24 protein-coding genes are annotated in these 22,001 nt (G+C 62.1%); 11 read left to right on the plus strand and 13 right to left on the minus strand.

Annotation, left to right across the window (positions count from 1 at the left end; genetic code table 11):
- Nucleotides 1-5: 5 nt before the first annotated feature.
- Nucleotides 6-917, minus strand: a complete 912-nt coding sequence (locus R2E40_RS15075) for a chemotaxis protein CheV (RefSeq protein ID WP_011706646.1) — start codon at nucleotides 915-917, stop codon at nucleotides 6-8.
- Nucleotides 918-1,139: 222 nt separating this feature from the next.
- Between R2E40_RS15075 and flgA the strand changes: the two genes are divergently transcribed.
- From flgA to R2E40_RS15090, 3 genes are all read left to right on the plus strand, one after another.
- Entirely contained in the window at nucleotides 1,140-1,745 is a 606-nt protein-coding gene (flgA, locus tag R2E40_RS15080) for a flagellar basal body P-ring formation chaperone FlgA (RefSeq protein WP_318165566.1), read from the plus strand.
- Nucleotides 1,746-1,835: 90 nt separating this feature from the next.
- Nucleotides 1,836-2,156 carry a flagellar biosynthesis anti-sigma factor FlgM gene (gene flgM / locus R2E40_RS15085; protein WP_011706648.1) on the plus strand — a complete coding sequence of 107 codons (321 nt, stop codon included), beginning with the start codon at nucleotides 1,836-1,838 and terminating at the stop codon, nucleotides 2,154-2,156.
- The gene (locus R2E40_RS15090; RefSeq protein ID WP_318163766.1) at nucleotides 2,156-2,569 is read left to right on the plus strand and encodes a flagellar protein FlgN; all 414 of its coding nucleotides are present in this window, start codon (nucleotides 2,156-2,158) and stop codon (nucleotides 2,567-2,569) included. The genes flgM and R2E40_RS15090 overlap by 1 nt, the downstream gene beginning before the upstream one ends.
- 57 nt (nucleotides 2,570-2,626) lie before the next feature.
- On the opposite strand, the gene yfcE is transcribed toward R2E40_RS15090, so the two are convergent.
- Entirely contained in the window at nucleotides 2,627-3,169 is a 543-nt protein-coding gene (yfcE, locus tag R2E40_RS15095) for a phosphodiesterase (protein ID WP_318163767.1), read from the minus strand.
- Nucleotides 3,170-3,179: 10 nt separating this feature from the next.
- On the minus strand, nucleotides 3,180-4,769 hold the full coding sequence (locus R2E40_RS15100) for a peptide ABC transporter substrate-binding protein (RefSeq protein ID WP_226031493.1): 1,590 nt from the start codon (nucleotides 4,767-4,769) through the stop codon (nucleotides 3,180-3,182).
- Between the two features lie 273 nt (nucleotides 4,770-5,042).
- Between R2E40_RS15100 and R2E40_RS15105 the strand changes: the two genes are divergently transcribed.
- Entirely contained in the window at nucleotides 5,043-5,948 is a 906-nt protein-coding gene (locus tag R2E40_RS15105) for a DMT family transporter (protein WP_318163768.1), read from the plus strand.
- Nucleotides 5,949-5,959: 11 nt separating this feature from the next.
- On the opposite strand, the gene rsuA is transcribed toward R2E40_RS15105, so the two are convergent.
- Nucleotides 5,960-6,652 carry a 16S rRNA pseudouridine(516) synthase RsuA gene (rsuA, locus tag R2E40_RS15110; RefSeq protein ID WP_016351327.1) on the minus strand — a complete coding sequence of 231 codons (693 nt, stop codon included), beginning with the start codon at nucleotides 6,650-6,652 and terminating at the stop codon, nucleotides 5,960-5,962.
- A 174-nt stretch (nucleotides 6,653-6,826) separates the two neighbouring features.
- Between rsuA and R2E40_RS15115 the strand changes: the two genes are divergently transcribed.
- Nucleotides 6,827-8,023 (plus strand): HD-GYP domain-containing protein, encoded by a 1,197-nt coding sequence (locus R2E40_RS15115; RefSeq protein ID WP_029299785.1) that lies wholly within the window; start codon nucleotides 6,827-6,829, stop codon nucleotides 8,021-8,023.
- Here the strand turns inward: R2E40_RS15115 and R2E40_RS15120 are convergent.
- Together R2E40_RS15120 and fsa are read right to left on the minus strand one after the other, a co-directional pair.
- The gene (locus tag R2E40_RS15120; protein ID WP_024944822.1) at nucleotides 8,020-8,208 is read right to left on the minus strand and encodes a hypothetical protein; all 189 of its coding nucleotides are present in this window, start codon (nucleotides 8,206-8,208) and stop codon (nucleotides 8,020-8,022) included. The genes R2E40_RS15115 and R2E40_RS15120 overlap by 4 nt on opposite strands.
- A gap of 99 nt (nucleotides 8,209-8,307) precedes the next feature.
- Nucleotides 8,308-8,958 carry a fructose-6-phosphate aldolase gene (gene fsa, locus R2E40_RS15125; protein ID WP_011706656.1) on the minus strand — a complete coding sequence of 217 codons (651 nt, stop codon included), beginning with the start codon at nucleotides 8,956-8,958 and terminating at the stop codon, nucleotides 8,308-8,310.
- Between the two features lie 128 nt (nucleotides 8,959-9,086).
- Here fsa and R2E40_RS15130 point away from each other — a divergent pair, with 128 nt between their 5' ends.
- The 5 genes from R2E40_RS15130 (at nucleotide 9,087) to R2E40_RS15150 (ending at nucleotide 16,322) form a co-directional block, all read left to right on the plus strand.
- Complete coding sequence (locus R2E40_RS15130; RefSeq protein WP_318163769.1) at nucleotides 9,087-9,983, plus strand: glycyl-radical enzyme activating protein; 897 nt, start codon at nucleotides 9,087-9,089, stop codon at nucleotides 9,981-9,983.
- A gap of 74 nt (nucleotides 9,984-10,057) precedes the next feature.
- A complete protein-coding gene (locus tag R2E40_RS15135; protein ID WP_318163770.1) occupies nucleotides 10,058-12,490 on the plus strand; it encodes a formate C-acetyltransferase/glycerol dehydratase family glycyl radical enzyme in 2,433 nt (810 codons plus the stop codon).
- A gap of 92 nt (nucleotides 12,491-12,582) precedes the next feature.
- Nucleotides 12,583-13,329 (plus strand): DNA-binding transcriptional regulator YciT, encoded by a 747-nt coding sequence (locus R2E40_RS15140; RefSeq protein ID WP_011706659.1) that lies wholly within the window; start codon nucleotides 12,583-12,585, stop codon nucleotides 13,327-13,329.
- A gap of 127 nt (nucleotides 13,330-13,456) precedes the next feature.
- The gene (locus R2E40_RS15145; protein WP_164927695.1) at nucleotides 13,457-14,350 is read left to right on the plus strand and encodes an EamA family transporter; all 894 of its coding nucleotides are present in this window, start codon (nucleotides 13,457-13,459) and stop codon (nucleotides 14,348-14,350) included.
- Nucleotides 14,351-14,471: 121 nt separating this feature from the next.
- Nucleotides 14,472-16,322: an extracellular solute-binding protein gene (locus tag R2E40_RS15150; protein ID WP_318163771.1), complete on the plus strand. Its 1,851-nt coding sequence runs from the start codon at nucleotides 14,472-14,474 to the stop codon at nucleotides 16,320-16,322.
- A 114-nt stretch (nucleotides 16,323-16,436) separates the two neighbouring features.
- On the opposite strand, the gene R2E40_RS15155 is transcribed toward R2E40_RS15150, so the two are convergent.
- Both R2E40_RS15155 and R2E40_RS15160 read right to left on the minus strand, forming a co-directional pair.
- Nucleotides 16,437-16,829, minus strand: a complete 393-nt coding sequence (locus R2E40_RS15155; protein WP_005302792.1) for a DUF2750 domain-containing protein — start codon at nucleotides 16,827-16,829, stop codon at nucleotides 16,437-16,439.
- 93 nt (nucleotides 16,830-16,922) lie between these two features.
- A complete protein-coding gene (locus R2E40_RS15160) occupies nucleotides 16,923-17,480 on the minus strand; it encodes a hypothetical protein (protein ID WP_318163772.1) in 558 nt (185 codons plus the stop codon).
- Nucleotides 17,481-17,730: 250 nt separating this feature from the next.
- Between R2E40_RS15160 and R2E40_RS15165 the strand changes: the two genes are divergently transcribed.
- On the plus strand, nucleotides 17,731-17,979 hold the full coding sequence (locus R2E40_RS15165) for a TIGR02647 family protein (RefSeq protein WP_011706664.1): 249 nt from the start codon (nucleotides 17,731-17,733) through the stop codon (nucleotides 17,977-17,979).
- On the opposite strand, the gene R2E40_RS15170 is transcribed toward R2E40_RS15165, so the two are convergent.
- From R2E40_RS15170 to pdhA, 5 genes are all read right to left on the minus strand, one after another.
- The gene (locus R2E40_RS15170) at nucleotides 17,966-18,271 is read right to left on the minus strand and encodes a hypothetical protein (RefSeq protein WP_318165567.1); all 306 of its coding nucleotides are present in this window, start codon (nucleotides 18,269-18,271) and stop codon (nucleotides 17,966-17,968) included. The genes R2E40_RS15165 and R2E40_RS15170 overlap by 14 nt on opposite strands.
- A 120-nt stretch (nucleotides 18,272-18,391) precedes the next feature.
- Complete coding sequence (locus R2E40_RS15175; protein WP_005331438.1) at nucleotides 18,392-18,601, minus strand: cold-shock protein; 210 nt, start codon at nucleotides 18,599-18,601, stop codon at nucleotides 18,392-18,394.
- Between the two features lie 204 nt (nucleotides 18,602-18,805).
- Nucleotides 18,806-19,906, minus strand: coding sequence for a dihydrolipoamide acetyltransferase family protein (locus R2E40_RS15180; RefSeq protein ID WP_318163773.1), 1,101 nt, complete (start codon nucleotides 19,904-19,906; stop codon nucleotides 18,806-18,808).
- A complete protein-coding gene (locus R2E40_RS15185) occupies nucleotides 19,903-20,889 on the minus strand; it encodes an alpha-ketoacid dehydrogenase subunit beta (protein ID WP_011706667.1) in 987 nt (328 codons plus the stop codon). The genes R2E40_RS15180 and R2E40_RS15185 overlap by 4 nt, the downstream gene beginning before the upstream one ends.
- The gene (gene pdhA / locus R2E40_RS15190) at nucleotides 20,886-21,977 is read right to left on the minus strand and encodes a pyruvate dehydrogenase (acetyl-transferring) E1 component subunit alpha (protein WP_016351338.1); all 1,092 of its coding nucleotides are present in this window, start codon (nucleotides 21,975-21,977) and stop codon (nucleotides 20,886-20,888) included. The genes R2E40_RS15185 and pdhA overlap by 4 nt, the downstream gene beginning before the upstream one ends.
- Between the last annotated feature and the right edge of the window lie 24 nt (nucleotides 21,978-22,001).

The raw sequence follows: 22,001 nt of genomic DNA on the forward strand, positions 1-22,001 counted from the left end.
CTTGATTAGAGTGCGCCTTGTACGGCCTTGGCCAATTCATCCGGCTGGAATTTGGCAATGAAATTGTTCGCACCAACTTTCTGCACCATGGCCTGATTGAACACCCCACTGAGGGATGTGTGCAGAATAACATGTAAGTCCTTGAGATTGGGATTGTTGCGGATCTCGGCGGTAAAAGTATAACCATCCATTTCCGGCATCTCGATGTCCGAAATCACCAAGGCGATCTGATCCTTGATGGGACCGTTTTTGGACATCTCCAGCAACATGTTGAGCGCTTCACGCCCATCCTTGGCCAATACGCACTGCACGCCGATGGCTTCGAGCGCGCGCTGTACCTGCTTGCGAGCCACGGAAGAGTCATCTGCCACCAGCACCGGGCGTCCCAGGGTCGGATGCTCCACGCTGGCTTCCACCAGCTCTTTGCTGACCTCGGTCGATACCGGCGAGATTTCGTTGAGAATGCGTTCCACGTCCAGGATCTCGACCAACTCACCGTCGACCTCGGTCACTGCCGTCATGTAGTTGATGCGCCCGGCCCCTTTCGGCGGCGGCAGGATGGATTCCCAGTTCATGTTGATGATGCGCTCGACCGAGTGCACCAGGAAGCCCTGAATGGAGCGGTTGTATTCGGAGATGATGATGAAGCACTTGGTCAGATCTTCGATCGGACGCTTGCCCATCGCCATGCTGAGGTCGATCACCGAGATGGTTTGGCCGCGAATATGGGCCACCCCGCGAATGCAGGAGTTCAGCTTGGGCATGACAGTCAAGGGAGGACACTGCAACACTTCACGTACCTTGAATACGTTGATGCCAAATCTTTGACGTCCGTTGAGACGAAACAACAATAACTCCAGCCGGTTTTGCCCAACTAGCTGGGTACGTTGGTTGACCGAGTCCAGGATACTGGCCATAAACACTCCCTAAAAACGCTTGGCATTAATCATGCATGCGTGTTGGCTTGCGTCAGACTATCGATGTCACTACGAACGAATTCTGAAGCAAGCATAGTTAAATATGGTGATATACGTGAACAACTTATCGGCCTGCGAGCGAAAATGATTAGTAGACTTTTCCTCACCTTACTGCTGTTTTGCAGCATTTCTCACGCCACGGCATCCGAGGTGACCAGTTACTTGCAAGAAAAGGCGCAGAATTTTGTGCTCGGCCAGCTCAATGTCCCGCTCGATGCCCAGGTACAGGTGCAGGCAGCCTCCATCGATGAGCGCCTGCCATTGAGTCGCTGCGACGAACATCTTGCCATCACGCTGCCCGCCAAGATGGAGATCCGCCGCAATACCACCGTCTACCTCAAATGTGAGGAAGAGAAGCCCTGGGATCTCTACCTGCCAGTGCGGGTCAGCATACAGAAGCCTTATGTGACCGTCTCCACCCCGGTGGCCAAGGGCGATATCCTGAGCGAAAGCGTATTGACGCAGGCCTATCAGGATCAGACGCTGATCCGCGGCGACTATCTCAGCGATACCACGGCGCTCATTGGCGTGCGCAGCAAGCGCGAACTCAAGCCAGGCCAGCCTATCCGGCTCAGTCAGGTCTGCGTGGTCTGCAAGGGCGATCAGGTGACCCTCAGCGCAGAAAATAGCAGCATGCAAATCAAAACCATGGCCCGAGCCTTGCAAGATGGCAGCTTCGGAGACATGATCAGGCTCGTCAATATCCGCTCAGGCAAAACGGTGCAGGGTAAAGTCAACGCTGTTGGCTCCGTGGTGGTCACCTTCTGAGTGTTTTTCAGATCACTTTTTTTCTAAAGTTATGGCGATGACCACCGATAAACAGGTAAGCGAACAGCAAAGCAGACGAAGGTAAACACTATGGCTATTAACAATATCAACAACTTGGCGAACAACCGGTTGCAAAATACCGGAAGCAGCCAGGGTGCCAATACCAAACCAGCGACCTCGTCCCCCGATAACCGTGCGGCGACCGTCAAGACCGACTCCGTCTCCTTGACCAGCGAGGCGCAGCAATTGCAACAGATGCAGAAGAACCTCAACTCAGCCTCCACCGGCAATGAAAGCCGGGTCGAGAGCCTGAAGAAAGCCGTGGCCAATGGTGAATATCAGGTCAACAGCGAAGCTGTGGCCAAGAAGATGTTCAGCTTCGAATCCAACCTCGACAAGTTGCTGGGATAATGGATTTACCTTCGCTGCTGCACACTCAAGACGACTACCTCTCCCAGATGCAAGGCTTGCTGGAGGAGGAGTTCAACCTGCTCAAGCAGCACCAGGCTCTGGCGCTGCCCGAGCTGGCAGAGCGCAAACAGAAGCTGCTTGCCGATATTGAAAAACTGGACAAGGCCATGGCGCTGCTGCCAGACCTGAAACAGCAACTGAACGCCTACCCCGAGCAGATGCGCACCCTGCGTGAGAAACTCGATGCCTGCCAGGAACAGAACGATCTGAACGGGCGCCTGCTCGAGCTCAGCATCGTCTCCAACCGCCGGCTGGCCAGCTACCTGAGCAAGCTGCGGGATCGCAACTCCCTGACCTATGACGCCAAGGGCAATACCCGCTCCGGTACCCGCTCCATCGGCATCAAGGCCTGATCTCCTCGTTATGACGGCTGGCGGCTCCGCAGCACGCCCCTCCCAATCCCTTCTCTTTTACAGTTCCAGCCGCATCAGCACTTCGCTGTCCGCACAGGCGTGAATACCGAGCACCCCATCCTCGTAGCGGCCATAACTTGCCGCCAGGTTGCCGCGCGGAAAACAGATGGATCCCGGGTTCATCAGCACCAGCTCCCCTTCGCGCTGCAGCACAGGCAAATGGGTGTGGCCGCTGATGAACAGGCTGCCGGCAGGCAGCGGTACCTCTGCTGGCCGATAGAGATGGCCGTGGCTGACAAACCAGCGCCGACCATCCACCAGCATCTGGTTGTAAGGGGCCGTGATGGGAAAATCCAGCAGCATCTGATCCACTTCCGAATCACAGTTGCCCCGTACCGCCATGATGCGGGAAGCCAGCGTATTGAGTCGTTCGGCCACGGCCGCAGGGGCATAGCCCGGCGGCACCGGGTTGCGCGGGCCGTGGTTGAGCAGATCGCCGAGCAGCAGGTAGTGATCCGGCTGCCAGGGGACAAGCTGCTCCAGCACCCGCTCCAGCGCACTCAGGCTGCCGTGCAGGTCGGAAAGAATGGCAATTTTCATGGCAAGCTCCTTACTGCTGGCTGAAGTAGAGATCCTTGGTGGCGATCGCCCCCTTGAGGTTCTGCACCGGCAGGCCGCGCAGGGTGGGATCCACCAGCCGCATCTGGTTGTAGTGATAGACGGGAATGGCCGGCATCTCGTCCATCAGCAGCTGCTCGGCCTGGTGGTAGAGCCCGGTCCGCGCATTGCCATCCAGGGTATCAGCCGCCTGCTGCAGCAAGCCGTCGAAGGTCGGGTTGCAGTAACCACTCTCGTTCTGGGGATCCTGGCAGCGGAAGCTGTTGAGCATGGCGGAGGGCTCCACGTAATCCCCGAACAAGAAGGAGCGGGCCAGCATGAAATCACCGCTGTCTTTGGCCACCTGATAGGCATTCCACTCCATGTTGTTGAGCGTCACTTCAACCCCCAGCGGCTTCCACATGGACGCGACCGCCAGCGCCAGCTTCTTGTGATTCTCCGAGGTGTTGTAGGTGAGCGTCAGCTTGAGAGGGTGCTGACTGTCATAGCCCGCCTGGGCCAGCAGTGCTGCCGCCTTGGCCAACCGGGTCGGCTGATCCTGCAGGGCCAGGGGGGAGCTCAGCGCCTCGTAGCCCGGCATGCCGGGCAGCAGCGACCAGGCGGCCTGCTCTCCCTGCCCGCTGACCTTCTCGGTCAACAGGTGCCGATCGATGGTCATGGCCAGCGCCTGGCGCACCCGCACGTCCTGCAGCTCGGGGCGACGCAGGTTGAAGGTGTAGAGGTAGGTGCCCAATAGCGGCAGTCCCCAGATCCGCTCGGGGGTCGCCTCCTTGGTCTTCTGGTAATACTCCAGCGCCACCTTGTTGGTGAGCTGGATCTCCCCCGCCTCGTAGCGCAGCCGCTCGGCATGCTGGGAGGCGAGCGGCAGGTAGGTCACCCGCTGGATCCGGGTGTGGGCATCATCCCAGTACTGGACGTTGCGCTCGGCCTCGATACGCTCATTGGGCACCCAGTTCACCAGCTTGTAGGCACCGTTGCTGACCAGCTTGCCGGGCTGGGTCCACTGCTTGCCAAACTGGCTGACCGCTTTCTGGTTGACCGGCACGAAGGGGCGCTGGCTTATCAGCTGCAGGAAGTAGGGCACCGGCCGCTCCAGCGTCACTTTGAGGATCTGGTCGCTTTCCGCCTCCACCCCCAGGGTGTTGAGATCGAGCGCGCCGGCGTAGATGGACTGGGCATTGTTGATGCCGGTCGCCAGCAGCAGGCCGGCTGAGGGCGAGGCCTGGGCCGGATCCAGCAGACGGCGCCAGGCATAGACAAAATCGGCGGCGGTGAGCGCGTCACCATTGGACCACTTGAGCTGGGGGCGCAGGAAGAAACGCCAGACCAGCCCGTCCTCGCTGGTCTCCCAGCGCTGGGCCTGGGCCGGCACGATCCGCCCCTGCCCATCTTCGCTCACCAGTCCCTCGAACAAGTCCACCAGCACCACTTCACCGGGGAAACCGGAGCGGATCTGGGCCGGATCGAGGGACTCGGGTTCGGCGCCATTGCCCTTGACCAGAGTCTGGCGATCAGACAGCGCAGGCTCCTGGGATACCGTGGTCGCCTGCAGCGGCGGCGCCAGCAGCAGACCCAGCAGCATGGGAGGGAGCCAGCGACGGGCTGGCCGGGAAGCGGGGCACAAAACCATGACATAAACCTCGTTCAAAACACTTATTTCAAGAAGGGGGAAGGCCGGCGGCGCGCCTGAATACGAATGCATGATGCCGCGCTTGTTATCCCCGAAGACGCCCCGTATTGTATCGGGCTTGCCCAAGAGATGGAGTCTCTCGGGCTATTTTTTTCCGTAGTTTTTTATGAGGTGCGAGCGGTTGTCGCCTGCGTCCTGCATCTGGCTACATTTTCAGGAGTTTTTATGGGGTACGAGTGGCTGGCACTGGCAGCAGCCAGTTTATGGGCGGTAGCTGCCCTCATCTCCGTCAAACCGGCGCGCCACCTGGGGGCATTTGCCTACAGCCGCTGGCGCATGTTGCTGGTCAGCCTGATGCTGGGGTCGGCCAGTCTGGCCACCGGTGGCTGGCAGACCCTGACCCAGAGCGCCCTGCCCCTGCTGGCACTGTCGGGCTTGATCGGCATCTTCGTTGGCGACACCGCCCTGTTTGCCTGCATGAACCGGCTGGGGCCAAGACGCAGTGGCCTGCTGTTCTCCTGCCACGCCCTCTTCTCCGCCCTGCTCGGCCTCTGGCTGTTTGGCGAGCAGCTCGGTGGCTGGCGACTGGTGGGGGCCATGCTGGTGTTTGCCGGTGTCATGCTGGCCATCCTGTTCGGCCGCCGTGGCAATGCTCAGCAGAGCGAATGGGAACAGGTGCGCGGCCATCTCGTCATCGGCATCGGTCTGGGCCTGACCGCCGCCTTCTGCCAGAGTCTGGGTGCCATCATCGCCAAACCGGTGATGATGAGTGGCACCGTGGATGCAATCAGCGCCTCCGGCATCCGCATGGGCAGCGCCCTGCTGGCCCACTGCGCCCTGCGGGCGCTGAGAGTACCGCTGTCATTGCCGCACAACCCCATCAACCGCCAGGTATTGGGGATGATCGGCATCAACGGTTTTCTGGCGATGGCCATGGGCATGACGCTGATCCTGGTCGCCTTGCGCCAGGGGGACGTCGGCATGGTGGCGATCCTCTCCTCCACCACGCCGGTCATCCTGTTGCCACTGCTGTGGTGGCACTCGGGTCAGCGCCCTTCCCTGGCGGCCTGGGCCGGCGCCCTGCTGGCGACCCTGGGCACCACGCTGGTGCTGGGAGCCAGCGGACACTGACTCCCGAAGGATCAGAACCGGGCGATCTCGTCGGCGGTCAGCTCGCGATATTCGCCCGGTGCCAGCTCTTCATCCAGCGTCAGGTCACCCACCCGCTCCCGGTGCAGTCCCACCACCTTGTTGCCGATGGCGGCAAACATCCGCTTCACCTGATGGTACTTGCCCTCATGGATGGTCAGACGCGCCTCGCACTCTCCCAGGATCTCCAGCTGGGCCGGCCGGGTCTTCTCGGTCTCGCTGCGCAGCAGCACCCCTTCGGCAAACAGCGCGATGGCATCCGGGCTGACCGGGTCTGCCAGCCAGACGTGGTAGGTCTTGGCACACTCATGGCGGGGGGAAGTGATGCGATGGGACCACTGACCGTCGTCGGTCACCAGCACCAGACCGGTGGTGTCGAGATCGAGCCGCCCCACCACGTGCAGCTTGCCCATGGCCGGCTCATCCATCAGGAAGAACACGGTGGGGTGATCCGGGTCTTCGTTGGAGCAGACATACCCTTCCGGCTTGTGCAGCATGAAGTAGCGGTTGCGCTGATCCAGGGTCAGGGTGACACCGTCAAATTCCACCTGGCTCTGCTCGTTGATGTGGAAGGCGGGCTGCTTGACCACGATACCGTCCACCATCACCTCTCCCTGCCGGATCAGTTTGCCCGCCAGCGAGCGGGTCAAGTCGGAACAATCGCAAAGAAATTTATCGAGCCGCATGCACAACCTCAGAGTCCATCAAGAAAGGGGCGTCATTATATCGGCCGGGGCCGACAACTCCAGCACTAAGCGCCGCGGCCGCCACGCATGTCGCCATGACGAACCGGGGCGCCGGTGTTAGACTGCCAACAGAGGGCCTAACGTTACGCATAATAATAAAGTTCAGGAAGCCGTATGAAGTCGCAAACACCTCATCCCGTTATTCCCGTCAACCAGCTGCAACCCGGCATGTACGTGATCGCCATCATCAGCCAGACCGGCGGCATGGAGATTGCCCAGATGGGGCTGGTGACCACCCGCCAGCAGATCAACGATCTGGTCAAGCGCGGCGTACTCACGGTGCGGGTCGATCTTGCCCGCAGCAAACTGCCCGGCATCGAGCAGGTCATCTCCCCCGACCCGGCCATCTCCCCGGCCAGCACCCAGCGTTCCTCCGGCAGCGGCAACGGCGAGGGACGCGAGCTGAAGATCCGCCGGCTTTATCAGGAGGCCCGCGAGCTGCAGGGCAAGTTCATCCGCCACCTCAAGGCGGGGGAGCCCATCGACATCACGCCGCTGGCGGCGGTCGCCGAAGAGATGGTGGACACCATGTTCACCCACGGTGACGCCATGCTCTGCCTGGCCCGCATTCGCGCCAAGGATGCCTACCTGATGGAGCACTCGATGAACGTCGCCATCCTGCTGGCGAACTTCGGCCGCTATCTGGACCTGGATCGCAGCGTGCTCAAGGAGCTGACCCTGGGCGGCCTGCTGCACGACGTGGGCAAGATCATGACCCCGGACGAGGTGCTCAACAAGCCGGGCAAGCTCACCGACGAGGAGTTCGCCGTCATGCGCCAGCACGTGGTGCACAGCTACGAGATCCTGAGTAACACCCCCGGCATCACCGCCACCATGCTGGAGGTGGCCGCCAACCATCACGAACGGCTCGACGGCACCGGTTACCCGCAGCGGCTCAAAGGCGAGCAGCTCTCGCTCTATACCCGCATGAGCGGCATCGTCGATGTCTATGACGCCGTCACCGCGGATCGGGTCTACAAGCAGGGGATGCAGCCGACCCAGGCCTTTCGCATTCTGCTCAAGGGGATCAACCACCACTTCGATGCCGAACTGGTCACCAAGTTCATCAAGTGCATGGGGGTCTATCCGGTGGGGACGCTGGTGCAGCTCTCCAACCAGCGGCTGGCCATCGTCATGCAGCGCAATCCCCATGAGCCGCTCAAACCGGTGGTGAAGGTGATCTATCACGGAACCCAGCGCCACTACCTCGAGGTGCAGTGGCTGGATCTGGCCAAGAACGGGGTGCAGGAAACCATCGAGAGCACGGTCGATCCCAAGGAGTTCGGCATCAACCTCGCCAACTTCGTCTAGTCGGCATCTCCCTCCCGCAACCGCTCGACGCAGTGCTGGATGAGAAACTCCTCATCCAGCGGCGACAGATCAAAGCGGATGCAGGCCTCTTCGATGGCCCGGATGTCGTGTTGATGGTGCTCGCTGAGCCAGCGCACGGCGCGGCGCAGATCTTCACCATGGGGCAGCAGGGTATGGTCGCTCATGGGGCACCTCCGATCAGCCATCGATAGTGGCCCATCACAGCGGGCCCTCTCTTCTAGCTTAGCCCGCCTGCCGCCCCTTCATCCTGCCTTCAAGCAGCCTCAGGCAAACGCCCGCTGCCAATCCTGATCAAACTTCGCCAGCGCCGCGTCCACCGCCGGCACCCGCAGCAGCTGTTCGGCCACATCGAGCGGCAGTGTGATGGACTGGCAACCCGCCAGCAGGCAGTCAAGCGCCTGGCGCGGAGTGCGGAACGATGCCGCCAGCACCTTGCTGTGCGGCGCATGCAGCGCCAGCAGCTGTTGCAGCTCCTGTACGGTGGCGATGCCATCGCCCCCCTGGGCATCCAGCCGGTTGACGTAGGGCGCCACGTATTCCGCCCCCGCCACCGCCGCCAACCAGCCCTGCAGCGGGGTATAGACCGCCGTGCCCAGGGTCGGCACCCCGTTGGCCGTCAGGGTCTTGATGGCTGCCAGCCCCTCTTCACATACCGGGATCTTGATCACCAGGTCCCGGTCCAGCTCACGCAGGGCAAATGCCTCGCGCACCATCTCGGTTTCGGTTTTGGCCATCACCTGGGCAAACAGCCGCGCCTTGGGACCCAGCACCTCCCGCAGGGCGGGCAGCAGCTCGGTCAGCGGCATGCCGCCTGCCGCAGTAATGGACGGGTTGGTCGTAACGCCGGCCAGCGGCAGGATCCGTGACCAGCGGCGCACCGCAGCCACATCGGCAGTATCGAGATAAAGCTCCATCTCTGACTCCTTAATGGGATGTTCAATCTGTCGCCATTCTAGCGAGATAACATCCGCACATTGTTTGATCAAAATCAAATCAACTTTCGAACGAAAGAAAATAGAATGCAAAAACAAAAGGAGGCGGTATGATTTTCGACCTGCAACGCTATTCAACCCATGATGGCCCCGGCATTCGCACCCTGGTGTTTCTCAAGGGGTGCTCGCTGGCCTGTCGCTGGTGTCAAAACCCGGAAAGCCGCTCTCCCAAGCCGGACATACTACTCGACCGGCGCCAATGCATCGAGGGATGCCGGCTCTGCAGCGATGCCTGCCCGGCAATCTTGCGTGACAGCCAGAGTGTCCAGCTCACCCGCTCAGCCCTCGGCAATCAGGATGTGGAACGGCTGCGCGGCCTCTGCCCCAGCGAAGCGCTGCAGGTGTGCGGCCGGGAGGAGAGTCTGGACACCCTGATGGCCACCATCTTGCGGGATCGCCCCTTCTTCGAGCGCAGCGGCGGGGGGGTGACCCTCTCCGGCGGCGAGCCCTTCATGCAGCCCGAATTTGCTGCCAGCCTGCTGGCCCGCAGCAAGGCCAAGGGGCTGCATACCGCGGTGGAAAGCTGCCTGCACGTGCCCTGGCACCAGATTGAACCTAGCCTCCCCCACCTCGACCTGCTGCTGGCGGATCTCAAGCACGTGGATGAGAAGCGCTTCTTCGACTGGACCCGTGGCAAGGTAGCCCTGCCTCTGGCCAACCTCAGGCGTCTGGCCGAGCTCGGCGTGGCCATGCAGATCCGGGTGCCGCTCATCCCCGGCTTCAATGCCGACCGCGCTTCCATCGAGGCCATCACCCGGGCCGCCGCTAGCCTCGGCACAGTGCAGGAGATCCACTTTCTCCCCTACCATACCCTGGGCGCGGGCAAGTACGCCCTGCTCGACCAACCCTATCAGGCCCCACCGCAACCGCTCGATGACCCGGCACTGCTCGCCTTTGCCCATGAGTGTGCCCGTGCGCAGGGGCTGACCCCGCTCACCCGGGGCTAGCAACACCCCATGACATCCGCCACTGACCGTCCACTTACCGTCAACTCACCATCCTATGACCAGAGGATAAGACCATGACCCAGCTCGATCTCACCACCCTGCCCCCGCGGATCCGTGCCCACAAGGAGAGCCTGATCCACATCGTCCAGCCGCCGGTCTGCACCGAGCGCGCCCGTCACTACACGCAAGCCTATCAGGCCCATCTGGCCCGGCCGCTGCCGGTACGCCGCGCCCTGGCGCTGGCCCACCACCTCAAGGAGCGCACCATCTGGATCAAGCACGACGAGCTCATCGTCGGCAACCAGGCGAGCCAGGTGCGGGCGGCGCCGCTCTTTCCCGAATACACGGTGGGCTGGATCGAGAAGGAGATCGATGAGCTGGCCGACCGCCCCGGCGCCGGCTTTGCGGTAAGCGAGGCGGACAAGCTGGCCATCCACGCCCTCACCCCCTTCTGGCGCGGCCAGACGGTGCAGGATCGCTGCTACGGCCTCTTTACCGACGAGCAGAAGGGGCTGCTGGAGAGCGGCATCATCAAGGCCGAGGGCAACATGACCTCGGGGGATGCGCACCTCGCGGTCAACTACGAGCAGCTACTTGCTCTCGGTCTCGACGGCCTCAAGGTCAAGGTGGCCGAGCGGCGCGGCCGGCTCGATCTGGCGGACTGGGCTGATCTGCAGCGCGAGCAGTTCCTGCAGGCCGTCGCCATCACCTTCGATGCCGTCAGCCAGCACATCGAGCGTTACGCCGCACTGGCCCGTGAACTGGCGCAGCAGGAGCCGCGCCCCGAGCGCCGCTGTGAGCTTGAGACCATCGCCCTCAACTGCGCCCACATCGCCCGCCGGCCTCCCGAGACCTTCTGGCAGGCGCTGCAGCTTTGCTACTTCATCCAGCTCATCCTGCAGATCGAGTCCAACGGCCACTCGGTGTCGTTTGGCCGGATGGACCAGTACCTCTACCCCTGGTATCGCCGCGAAGTAGAGCTGTCGGAATCCCTGCCGCGCACACGCGCCATCGAGCTGTTGCAAGGGTGCTGGCTCAAGTTGCTGGAGGTGAACAAGATCCGCTCCGGCACCCACTCCAAGGCCTCCGCCGGCAGCCCGCTCTACCAGAACGTCACCATCGGTGGCCAAAACTGGCGCAATGGCAAGGCCCATGATGCGGTCAACGGCCTCTCCTACGCGATTCTGGAGTCCTGTGGCCAGCTGCGCTCCACCCAGCCCAACCTCTCGGTGCGCTACCACGCCGGCATGAGCGAGGATTTCCTCGACGCCTGCATCCAGGTGATCCGCTGCGGTTTCGGCATGCCCGCCTTCAACAACGACGAGGTGGTGATCCCCGAGTTCATCAAGCTCGGGGTGAGCGAGGAGGATGCCCACCACTACGCCGCCATCGGCTGCATCGAAACCGCGGTACCCGGCAAATGGGGCTATCGCTGCACCGGCATGAGCTTCATCAACTTCGCCCGCATTCTGCTGGCGGCGCTCGATGGCGGCCGCGATGCCACCACCGGCAAGGTCTTCCTGCCCCAGCCCCAATCACTGCGGCAAGGCACGTTCGGCCACTTCGACGAGGTGATGGCCCGCTGGGACGAGCAGGTACGCTACTTCACCCGAAAATCCATCGAGATCGATTGCGTGGTCGACAGCGTGCTGGAGGCCCAGGCCCACGACATCCTCTGCAGCGCTCTGGTGGATGACTGCATCGAGCGCGGCAAGACCATCAAGCAGGGGGGCGCCGTCTATGACTGGGTCTCCGGCCTGCAGGTGGGGATCGCCAACCTGGGCAACAGCCTGGCGGCGCTGAAGAAACTGGTGTTCGAACAGGGAGTGGTGGATCAGCGCGAGCTGGCCGAAGCGCTCGAGCAGGATTTTGCCGGGGTCAAAGGCGAGCAACTGCGCATGCGCCTCACCAATACCGCCCCCAAATATGGCAACGATCTGGACGAGGTCGACATGCTGTTGGTACAGGCCTACCAGAGCTACATCGACGAGCTCAAGGGGCTGCACAACACCCGCTTCGGCCGTGGCCCCATCGGCGGCACCTACTATGCGGGCACCTCCTCCATCTCGGCCAACGTGCCGTTTGGGGCGGCCACCATGGCCACCCCGGATGGCCGCCACGCCCGCACCCCGCTGGCGGAAGGGGCCAGCCCCGCGTCGGGGTCGGATCGCCTCGGCCCCACGGCGGTGTTCAACTCGCTCGGCAAGCTGCCCACGGCGGCCATCCTCGGCGGCGTGCTGCTCAACCAGAAGCTGAGCCCGGCCAGCCTTGAAAACGAGCGGGACAAGGCCAAGCTGATGAGCCTGCTGCGCACTTTCTTCGAGGTGCACAAGGGGTGGCACGTGCAGTACAACATCGTCTCGCGGGAAACCCTGCTGGCCGCCAAGGCCCATCCCGACCAGTATCGGGATCTGGTGGTGCGGGTGGCGGGCTATTCGGCCTTCTTCACCGCCTTATCCCCCGATGCGCAAGATGATATCATCGCCCGCACCGAGCACAGTCTCTGACGGGCCCCACCAGGGGCAGCTGTGCCCCATTATGACCGGCAAGCCACCCGCGCGGTGGCTTGCCGCTATCCACTGCCAGCCAGCGAGGCCCCATGAACCCACGCCACCAACTGATCCTCACCCTGGTCCATCAGGCCCGCAAGATGAGCGTGAGCGAGCTATCCCAACGTACCGGGGTCTCGGAGGTGACGGTGCGCAACGACCTGACCGCGCTCGAAAAACAGGGGCTGCTCAAGCGGGTGCACGGCTCGGCCATGGCGCTGGAGAGCGACGATCCCGATGCCCGGATGAACATCAATTACCTGCTCAAGGAGCGCCTCGCCGAGCGGGCCGCCCAGCTGGTAGAGGATGGCGAGACGGTCTTTATCGAAGGGGGCAGCGCCAACGCCCTGCTGGCCCGTCATCTGGCCCTGCACAAGCGGGTCACCATCATCACCATCAGCAGCTACATCGCCCACCTGCTGCGCGACACCCAGGCCCAGGTGGTACTGCTCGGCGGCCTGTTCCAGCATCAGAGCGAGAGCGTGGTGGGGCCGCTGACCCGGCTGTGCATCGAGCAGGTGCACTTCTCCAAGGCCTTCATCGGGGTAGACGGTTTTCATCCAGAGATGGGCTTCACCGGCCGCGACATGATGCGGGCCGACGTGGTCAACAGCGTGCTGGCCAAGGGGGTGACCAATGTGGTCATCACCGACAGCAGCAAGTTCGGCGCCATCCACCCGAGCCCGCTCGGTACGCCGGGCCAGATCGGCGTGCTGGTCACCGACGATGCCCTGCCCGCCCCCATGCGGGCCACCCTGGCCGCACGCGGCATCACAGTGCACTGCGTCGCCGCCTGAATCGCACCTTGCCACCCGTTGCCGGGTTGTTTCCCCGCCTGGCAGCTTGACGGCGCCCACCGAGGCTGGGGTATGCTCGTCCTCTTTTGGCCTCTCCTGCCTGAGGCCACACACCGAAGGACGCCGCATGCACACCAAGGACAAGTTTCTGGCCGCTCTGGTCATCCTCTGCTGGGGGCTCAACTTCGTCGCCATCAAGTGGGGGCTGGAGGGCATTCCCCCGCTGCTGCTGGGGGCGCTGCGCTTCGTCGGGGTGGTCTTTCCCGCCATCTTGCTGGTTCCCAGACCCGCCATGCCGTGGCGCTGGCTGCTGGCCTATGGCGGTGCCATCAGTCTGGGACAGTTCTCCTTTCTGTTCTGCGCCATGAAGTTCGGCATGCCGGCGGGCATGGCCTCGCTGGTACTGCAATCCCAGGTGGTGTTCACCCTCTTGTTCGCCATGATCTGGCTGGGTGAGCGCTGGCAACCCCACCACTGGGTGGCCCTGCCGCTGGCGGGGGCCGGTCTCTATCTCATCGCCACCCATGGCGAAGGCAACCTGACCCTGCTCGGCTTCGTGCTGACCCTCTGCGCGGCCGCCTGCTGGGGCCTTGGCAACGTCATCAATCGCCAGATCGGGCTGCGCTACCAGACCACTCTGCCGAGCCTTATCGCCTGGGGCGGACTGGTGCCCATCCTTCCCTTCCTTGCGCTCTCCTGGTTGTTCGAGGGGCCCGAGCTGATGGCCAGCAGCCTGCTCAACATCAGCTGGCAGGGTTTCCTGTGCGTGCTCTATCTCTCCTTTGTCGCCACCTGGCTCGGCTACGGCCTGTGGGGACGGCTGCTGATGCGCTACCCGGTGGCGCAGGTGGCCCCCCTCTCCCTGCTGGTGCCCTGCGTCGGCATGGTGGCAGCGGCACTGCTGCTGGACGAGCACCCCACCCCCTTGCAGTGGCTGGGCTCGGCCCTGGTGCTGCTGGGATTCGTGGTGCATCTGCTGGGTGGCCGGCTGCGCTGGTTCAAGCCGCAGACTGCAGCCTGATCCTTATTTGCCCGCCGCCATTGACCAGGGCGGGGAAACTTTCCATGATGAGCCAGCCCCCATCGGGGCTGGAGCCACCAGCGAGTGGCCTGCAGGACGCAGCCATCAGGAGAGCAAGGACATGCCATCGACCTTCACCGCCAACCCCCGCATCATCCCGCGCCTTCTGCGCACCAGCGCCATTGCCCTGACCCTCTGCCTGAGCAACTACGGCTGGAGCGCCACCCTGCCAGCCGGTCTGACCTGGGAGAGCAACAACGCGGATCCCGTTTTCGCGGATCCGGCCGCCAAGCGGGGCGGCACCTTTCGCGGCTTCATGACCAGTTTTCCGTTGACCCTGCGGGTGTACGGCCCGGACTCCAACGGCGGCTTCGCCGGCTATATGCGGGAGACCAATCTGCCACTCTTGAGTACCCATCCCGTCACCGGCAATCCCATGCCGATGCTGGCCAACGAATGGGCCTTCGGAGCTGACCACAAGACCCTCTATCTGCGCATCAATCCCAAGGCACGCTGGTCGGACGGCCAACCGGTCACCGCCGATGACTGGCTGTTCACCCTCAAGCTGCTGCGCAGCAAGGAGATCAACGACCCCTGGTACAACAACTACTACAGCACCCAGATAAGCGAGGTGACCAAGTTTGATGACCACACCCTGGCCATCTCCAGCGGCACGGCCAAGAGTCGCCAGGATCTGCTGGAATCTCTGCCCTTCAGCCCGGCCCCCAGCCACGCCATCAAGATCACTGCCGACTGGGTCAAGGCATACAACTGGAAGCTGCTGCCGGTGACCGGCCCCTATCAGCTTGGCGAGGTGAAGAAGGGCAAGTCGGTCACCTTCGAGCGGGTCAAGGATTGGTGGGGCAATGACGAGCGCTACTTCCAGTACCGCTTCAACCCGGATCGGATCGAGCTCAAGGTACTCAGGGATCAGAACATCGCCTGGCAGCACTTCCTGCGCGGCGAGCTCGATACCTTCCCGCTGGTGATGCCCAACTGGTGGCACGACAAGAGCAAAACGCAGGAGTTCACCAAGGGTTATATCGAACGCCTCTGGTTCTACAACCAGACACCCCAGCCCCCAACAGGGCTCTATCTCAATACCGCCGATCCGCTGCTGCGCAATCTCGATGTGCGGCTCGGCATCCAGCACGCCCTCAATCTCGACAAGATGCTCACCACCCTGCTGCGGGGGGATTACCAGCGCCTCAACAGCTATGGCTCCGGCCAGGGGGAGTTCACCAACACGGATCTCAAGGCCCGCCCGTTTGATCCCGAGCTGGCGCGCCACTACTTCGCCAAGGCCGGTTTCACCAAACCCGGTCCCGACGGTACCCTGCAAAACAGCCAGGGCCAGCCGCTGACCCTGGCCATCACCTACACCACGGCGGAGCACGCCCAGCGCCTCACCCTGCTGCGCGAAGAGGCCAAGAAGGCGGGGCTCAACCTCGAGCTCAACCTGATGGACGCTTCGGCCGGCTTCAAGTCGATGCTGGAGAAAAAACACCAGAGCGCCTGGATGGCCTGGTCAGGCAGCCGCTATCCCGCCTATTGGGAGTTCTTCCACAAGATCAACGCCAACAAGCCGCAGACCAACAACATCATGAACATCGATGACGATGCCATCACGGCCCTGGTGGAGCAGTACGACAAGGAGTTCGACTTCGCCAAAAAAGCGGCGCTGTCGCGCCAGATCCAGCAGCGGCTCTATGAGCTGGCCAGCTTTGTGCCCGCCTACCAGGTGCCCTACACCCGGGAGGGGGCCTGGCGCTGGATAAAACTGCCCAAGCTGCCGGCTACGCCCAAGAGCGAGTTACTCTACTGGCCGCTGGACGGCAGCAACAGCGGCTACAGCTACGGTGGCCTGTTCTGGATTGATGAAGAGGCCAAGACGCAGACCCAGACCGCCATCAAGGCGGATCAGACCTTCCCGGCCGTCACCCGGGTTGATACCACCTATCAGCAGAAATAGGGGCCTGTGCAGCCTGCCTCTTTGCCAAGATTGGCCTAGGCCACCAACAAAAAGACCCCGCACAGTGGCGGGGTCTTTTTTGCAACCGGGGTTGCCAGCTGGAAGCAGCAGCGATTAACCGCGCTTGGCCTGCTTCTGGGCGATGGCGTCGGCCACGTCGGCCGGCTCCAGCACGATACCTTCCTGATCCGGGGTCGGGAACACGGCAACGCACAACTCATCCTGCTCCATGCCGTCGATCCAGCGCTCCAGCCACACCTTGAGGGTGATGGACTGCGGCTTGCAGTCGGCCCACTCCCCTTCGGCCCACGCCTTGGCGTATTCCGGGTGCGGCCATACCGGGATGCAGTCTTCATCGTCGGTGGTCAACATCATGACGCCGTGCTCGTCGGTCAGAACGAACAGCTCTTCGTGCTCGACCAGCTTGCTGATGAAGTGATCAAAGCGGTAGTCCGCGTTCAGTTGCAGCGCTGCATTGCGCTCGGTGTCGCTCAGTTCATAGCTCATCGGTCAAGTCTCTTGTGCAATAAAGGGCGCCATGTTCACATCTTGCCGGCGCCTTGTCCAGTATGAGAGATCGGTCACCGATTTTTCGCGATCTCATCCCAGCTCGGGGGTCACCAGGGTGATCTCCGCCATCTCGCTGAAACGCTGGCGCAGCCAGTAGGCGGATTCCACCTCGACGAAGCAGAGCTGCTCCCGTCCGGCCAGAGCAGCGGCCAGGATCTGCTCGAAACGGGCCTGTTGTTGCGCTTGCCAGGCGGCGGCCAGCTTGCCGCCATGGGCCTCATCCACCACCTCGCGGCGCAACTCGAACAGGTTGTCGGTGATCGGGCTGTTGATCTTGGCCGGGTTGTGCCAGTACATCAGCAAATTGTCCATCATCTCGCTGTCGTAATTGGCCAATGCATCCAGCTCGGGTGTCGCACCCTCTTCACCGGTGGCAAAATCACACCAGGCTGCCGTCAGCGGGGCCAGGGTCTGGGCGGCAGCCCCCTTGCCATGCTGACGCAGGGCGGCGACATCCGCTCCCTTGCAGGCCGGCAGCCAGACATCGCCCTGATGCTGCTCGAGCAGGGGCAACAACAGCGAAGCGGGATAGACGGGGAAACGCGTCCCCAGTGTGTGCAGCAGTGATACCAGTGTGATCTTGACCATGGAATACGCCTTGAACCGGAGGCCGATACGCAGCGTTCGGCCAGAAAGACAAAGGAGGCTCCTATCCTATCATGTTTGGCATGGCAGGGGCGGACTCAACTACGCCTCCTGCAAGCACTGGCAGGACGACCAAAAAAGCAGCGTTTGAGCACGTATGGAAAGGAGAAAGCCCAATAGTTTGAGCCAGCGCCCACTAAAGTGGATCCGGGAATGCTAGTTTGCATACATCTTTAGCGTAAGGAGTGCATTCATGATCGGGATCGACCAGGTTTCTAACGAGTTTGTAAACGATTTGAAAATACTGGCATGTTTTGATCCGGCCAACATGAGCCTGGGGATCAAGTTGCGCAGCGACATGTCCGACGAACTCTGCCAGGCAGCGTCACGTCTGCATCAACAGGGGCTCATCAGCGCGGAAGATGGTGGCTATCTGACGCCATTTGGCATGACCATGGTCGAGCACCTGCAGCACCTGCTGGTCGCACTCAAACCGCTTTGATTGCTTTGGGAGCCCACAGCGAAAAGTTGAGCAGCTCCCAGCGTTTCCCCTGACGCAGCAGACAGGCAAACAGCAAAGGACCTTCGGGTCCTTTTACTTTGCCATCGACCATCCACTCCCCTACCCGTTTTGGCAATGGTTGAGCCTTGATCTCGTCGGGCAGAGAGCCGCCGCCCACGCGCACCTCGACAAACTGCTGGCATACGGCTTTTGCCTCGGCCTCGACAATATCCCGCCCCTGCACATCGGCAGAAGTGATCAGCGTGGCGGCAAGCAGAAGAGATGACAGCATAGTGGAGGCAACGAGAGAGTAGGAAGTAGCACCATTAACTCTCTGCAGATGAGAGTCAAGCGTCCAAAACAAAAAGCCGTGGAACCAGAGGCACCACGGCTTTCTTAAATTCTGTAAGAATTACAGAGCAGTTACGTTCTCAGCCTGCGGGCCTTTCTGACCTTGGGTCACAGAGAACTGTACGCGCTGACCTTCAGCCAGGGTACGGAAACCGTTACCGCTGATAGCGCTGAAGTGAACGAAAACGTCCGGGCCGTTTTCTTGCTGGATGAAGCCAAAACCTTTGGTTTCGTTGAAAAACTTAACGGTACCGGTGATCATGTTAGACATATCTTTAAACCTGTATTCAAAATAATTACTTATGCTTTTCAGCGGATAAAGCTCAAAAAACGGGATTAACTTATGAACAACAGGAAAAGATGTAAAACATCATATTCATTGACATAACTATCGCCCTTTCAAGCTGGTTTAGATTATACGTGGCTTTGGGGATTACGCAAACAATTTGTGCCCTGCCACGGCAGGGCACACATGTCACAATACGGGGGCTTCCAGCGCCTGTACCAGGGCCTTGAGGAAGCGTGCCGCCTCACCGCCGGTGCAGGCTCTGTGGTCAAATGTCATCGACAACGGCAGCGCTCTGACCGGGCGTGCCTCCCCATGGATGAACACGACTTTCTCGAACAATTTGCCCGCCCCTATGATGGCCACCTGAGGCGGCGTCACGATCGGGCTGGCATAGCGCCCCGCGATGGCGCCGAAGTTGGTGAGGGTGATGGTCGCCCCCTGCAACATCTCGCGCGGCACCGCGCGCGCCTTCACGTCGGCAATCATGCGATCCAGCCCTTGGCGCAGATCGGCCCCTTCCCGCTCGGCCACGTTTTCCATTACAGGGACGTAAAGTCCGTGCTTGGAATCCACCGCAATGGCCACGTTGACCTCTCTGAACAGCCGCCTTGACAAGGTGTCGCCGTCAAACCAGGCGTTCATGGAGGGTTCGGCCCGACAAGCCACGCCGATGGCCTTGATGAGGCGCACCGTGACGTCTTCATCGGGGCGCCAGTGACGCAAGTCCACCTCGTCGGTGATGCTGACCGGCACTACCGTTTTGTGGGACAGCTCCATCGCCTTGGCCATGGCCCGGCGCGAGCCCTTGAGGAACTCGTTGCCACTGCTCTGCTGGGCCTCGAATGCCTGCTGCACGTCCTGCTCGGTCACCATGCCGGCACTGCCGCTCCCCTTGAGCCGCTCGATATCCAGCCCCAGTTTCTGGGCCAGCAGGCGTACGGCCGGCATGGCCTGCACCAGGGCACCGCCGGGGGCAATGGCCCCCACCACGAAGTGATCCTCGATGTGCTGCTGATGGGCATTGACCTTGCCGACGACGGAGCCGTCATCCTCGCCGCCTTCGAACTCCACCAGCGGCGCACCGATGTGAAGGATGTCCCCCTCGGCACCACACAGCCTGGCGATAACCCCCGCCACCGGCGAAGGTACATCCACCAGCGCCTTGGCCGTCTCTACCGACAACAACACCTGGTCGACGCTCACGGTATCGCCGGCGCTGACCTTCCATTCGACGATCTCGGCTTCGGCCAAGCCTTCACCCAGATCCGGTAATTTGAAAAATTTCATAGCCACTGGTTCTCCATCAGCTGATGAGCCGCATCGGCAATGTCCTGCTCGGTGATGAGGTAGTACTCTTCGTTGCGGTAATAGGGGACGGCGGCGTCCACCCCGGTGAGCCGTCTGGGCGGTGCCTTGAGGGAAGTCAGCGCCTCCTCGGTGACCCGCGCCACGATTTCGGCGCCCACCCCGAAACTGCCGCACGCTTCGTGCACCACCAGCAGGCGGCCGGTCTTGCGTACCGACGCCAGGATGCTCTCCATGTCCAGCGGCTTGATGGTGGCGAGATCCAGCACTTCACACTGAATGTCCTGCTCCGCCAACAGGTTCGCGGCCCGCATTACCTCCTGGATGCAGGCTCCCCAGGCGACGACCGTGATGTCGCGGCCAGGACGCAGGGTAAAGCAGACATCCAGCGGCAACCCGATGCCGTCATCCACCACGTCGGATTTCATCGAGCGATAGATGCGGTCTGGCTCGAAGAACATCACGGGATCCGGGTCGCGAATGGCCGACAACAGCAGGCCATAGGCCCGCTTCGGGCTGGAGGGGATCACCACCCGCAGTCCGGGAATGTGGGCGAACAGGGCTTCCACGCTCTCGCTGTGGTGTTCGGGGGAGTGAATGCCGGCGCCGTAGGGGGAGCGGTAAACGATGGGGCAGGTGATGCGGCCCCGGGTGCGATTGCGCATCCGCGCCGCCTGACAGATGATCTGCTCCATGCCCGGGAAGATGAAGCCCTGAAACTGGAATTCAGCCACGGGCTTGAGCCCCTGGGTAGCCATCCCGACCGCCACCCCGGCGATCAGCCCCTCGGCCAGCGGGGTATCGATCACCCGCTTGAAGCCGAACTTGTCGCGCAGGCCCACGGTGGCACGAAACACCCCGCCGTTGACCCCCACATCCTCGCCGAGTACCACCACATCCGGGTCCCGCTCCATCTCGTGATGCAACGCCAGATTGACGGCCTCGAGCAACGTCATATCACTCATGCTTCCTCCCCGCTGTGCTGCTGCATGCCCTTGGCGATGATGCGCTGGCGCTGCGTGCGGTAATCCTTCGGCAACTCGGCAAACTGGTAGTCGAGCAGGGTTTCCGGGGCCTGCGCCGCCGTGTTTTCATACACGGCCACGGCGCGCTCGACCTCGCGGGCCGCCTCGGCCAGCAATGCCTGCTCCTGCTGCTCGTCCCACCAGCCCTGTTCAAACATGAACTGGCGCAGCCGCTTGACCGGCTCCTTGGCCCAGGCGGCTTCCACCTCGGCCGCTTCCCGATAACGGGTCGCATCGTCGGCCGTGGTGTGATCCCCCAGCCGATAGCTGACCGCCTCGATCAGGGTCGGTCCCTTGCCGCTGCGGGCGCGCTCGACGGCGCTGCGGGTGGCCTCATAGACGGCGACCACATCGTTGCCGTCCACCTGAATGCTGCGCACACCGGCCCCAATCCCTTTCTGGGCCAGGGTGGGGGCGCTCGACTGCAACTTGCGCGGCACCGAGATGGCCCACTGGTTGTTGTTGATGATCATCACCATGGGCAGGTGCCAGACGCCGGCACAGTTGAGCCCCTCCAGGAAGTCGCCCTTGGAGGTGCCGCCATCGCCGATGGTCACCACGGCGACCCTGGCTTGATTGCGCAGTTTGAAGGCCGCGGCGATGCCGGCGGCATGGGTGATCTGGGTGGCGATGGGCACGCAGATGGGCAAGTCCTCGGAGAGTTCGCCATCCGCCTTGTAAAAGACGCTGCCACGCTCGTCCCCACCCCAGTACTGCAGGTTTTTCTCCATGGGCACGCCCCGTACATAGAGGGTGGGCATGTCCCGGTAGTAGGGCACATAGACATCCTGCGGCTGCATGGCGAGCCCGACTCCAATCCCGACCGCCTCGGCGCCCAGGTGGGAGGGAAACGTACCAAGCTTGCCGGTTCGCTGCAGCGCGATCGCTTTCTTGTCATAGCTGCGCACCATCACCATGTTGCGGTAGAAGGTGTGCAGTATCGCCTTGTCCAGCCAGGTCGGTAGTGTGGCGACCGGGCGCCCTTCCTCATCGAGGTAACGAAGGAAAGGGATGTCGACATGGGTCATAACTGGCTCCTTGCCGTTGTCAAC

Origin of the sequence: Aeromonas sp. CD (genome assembly GCF_033349375.1) — a bacterium.
In the GTDB taxonomy this organism is placed as follows: Bacteria; Pseudomonadota; Gammaproteobacteria; order Enterobacterales; family Aeromonadaceae; genus Aeromonas; species Aeromonas hydrophila.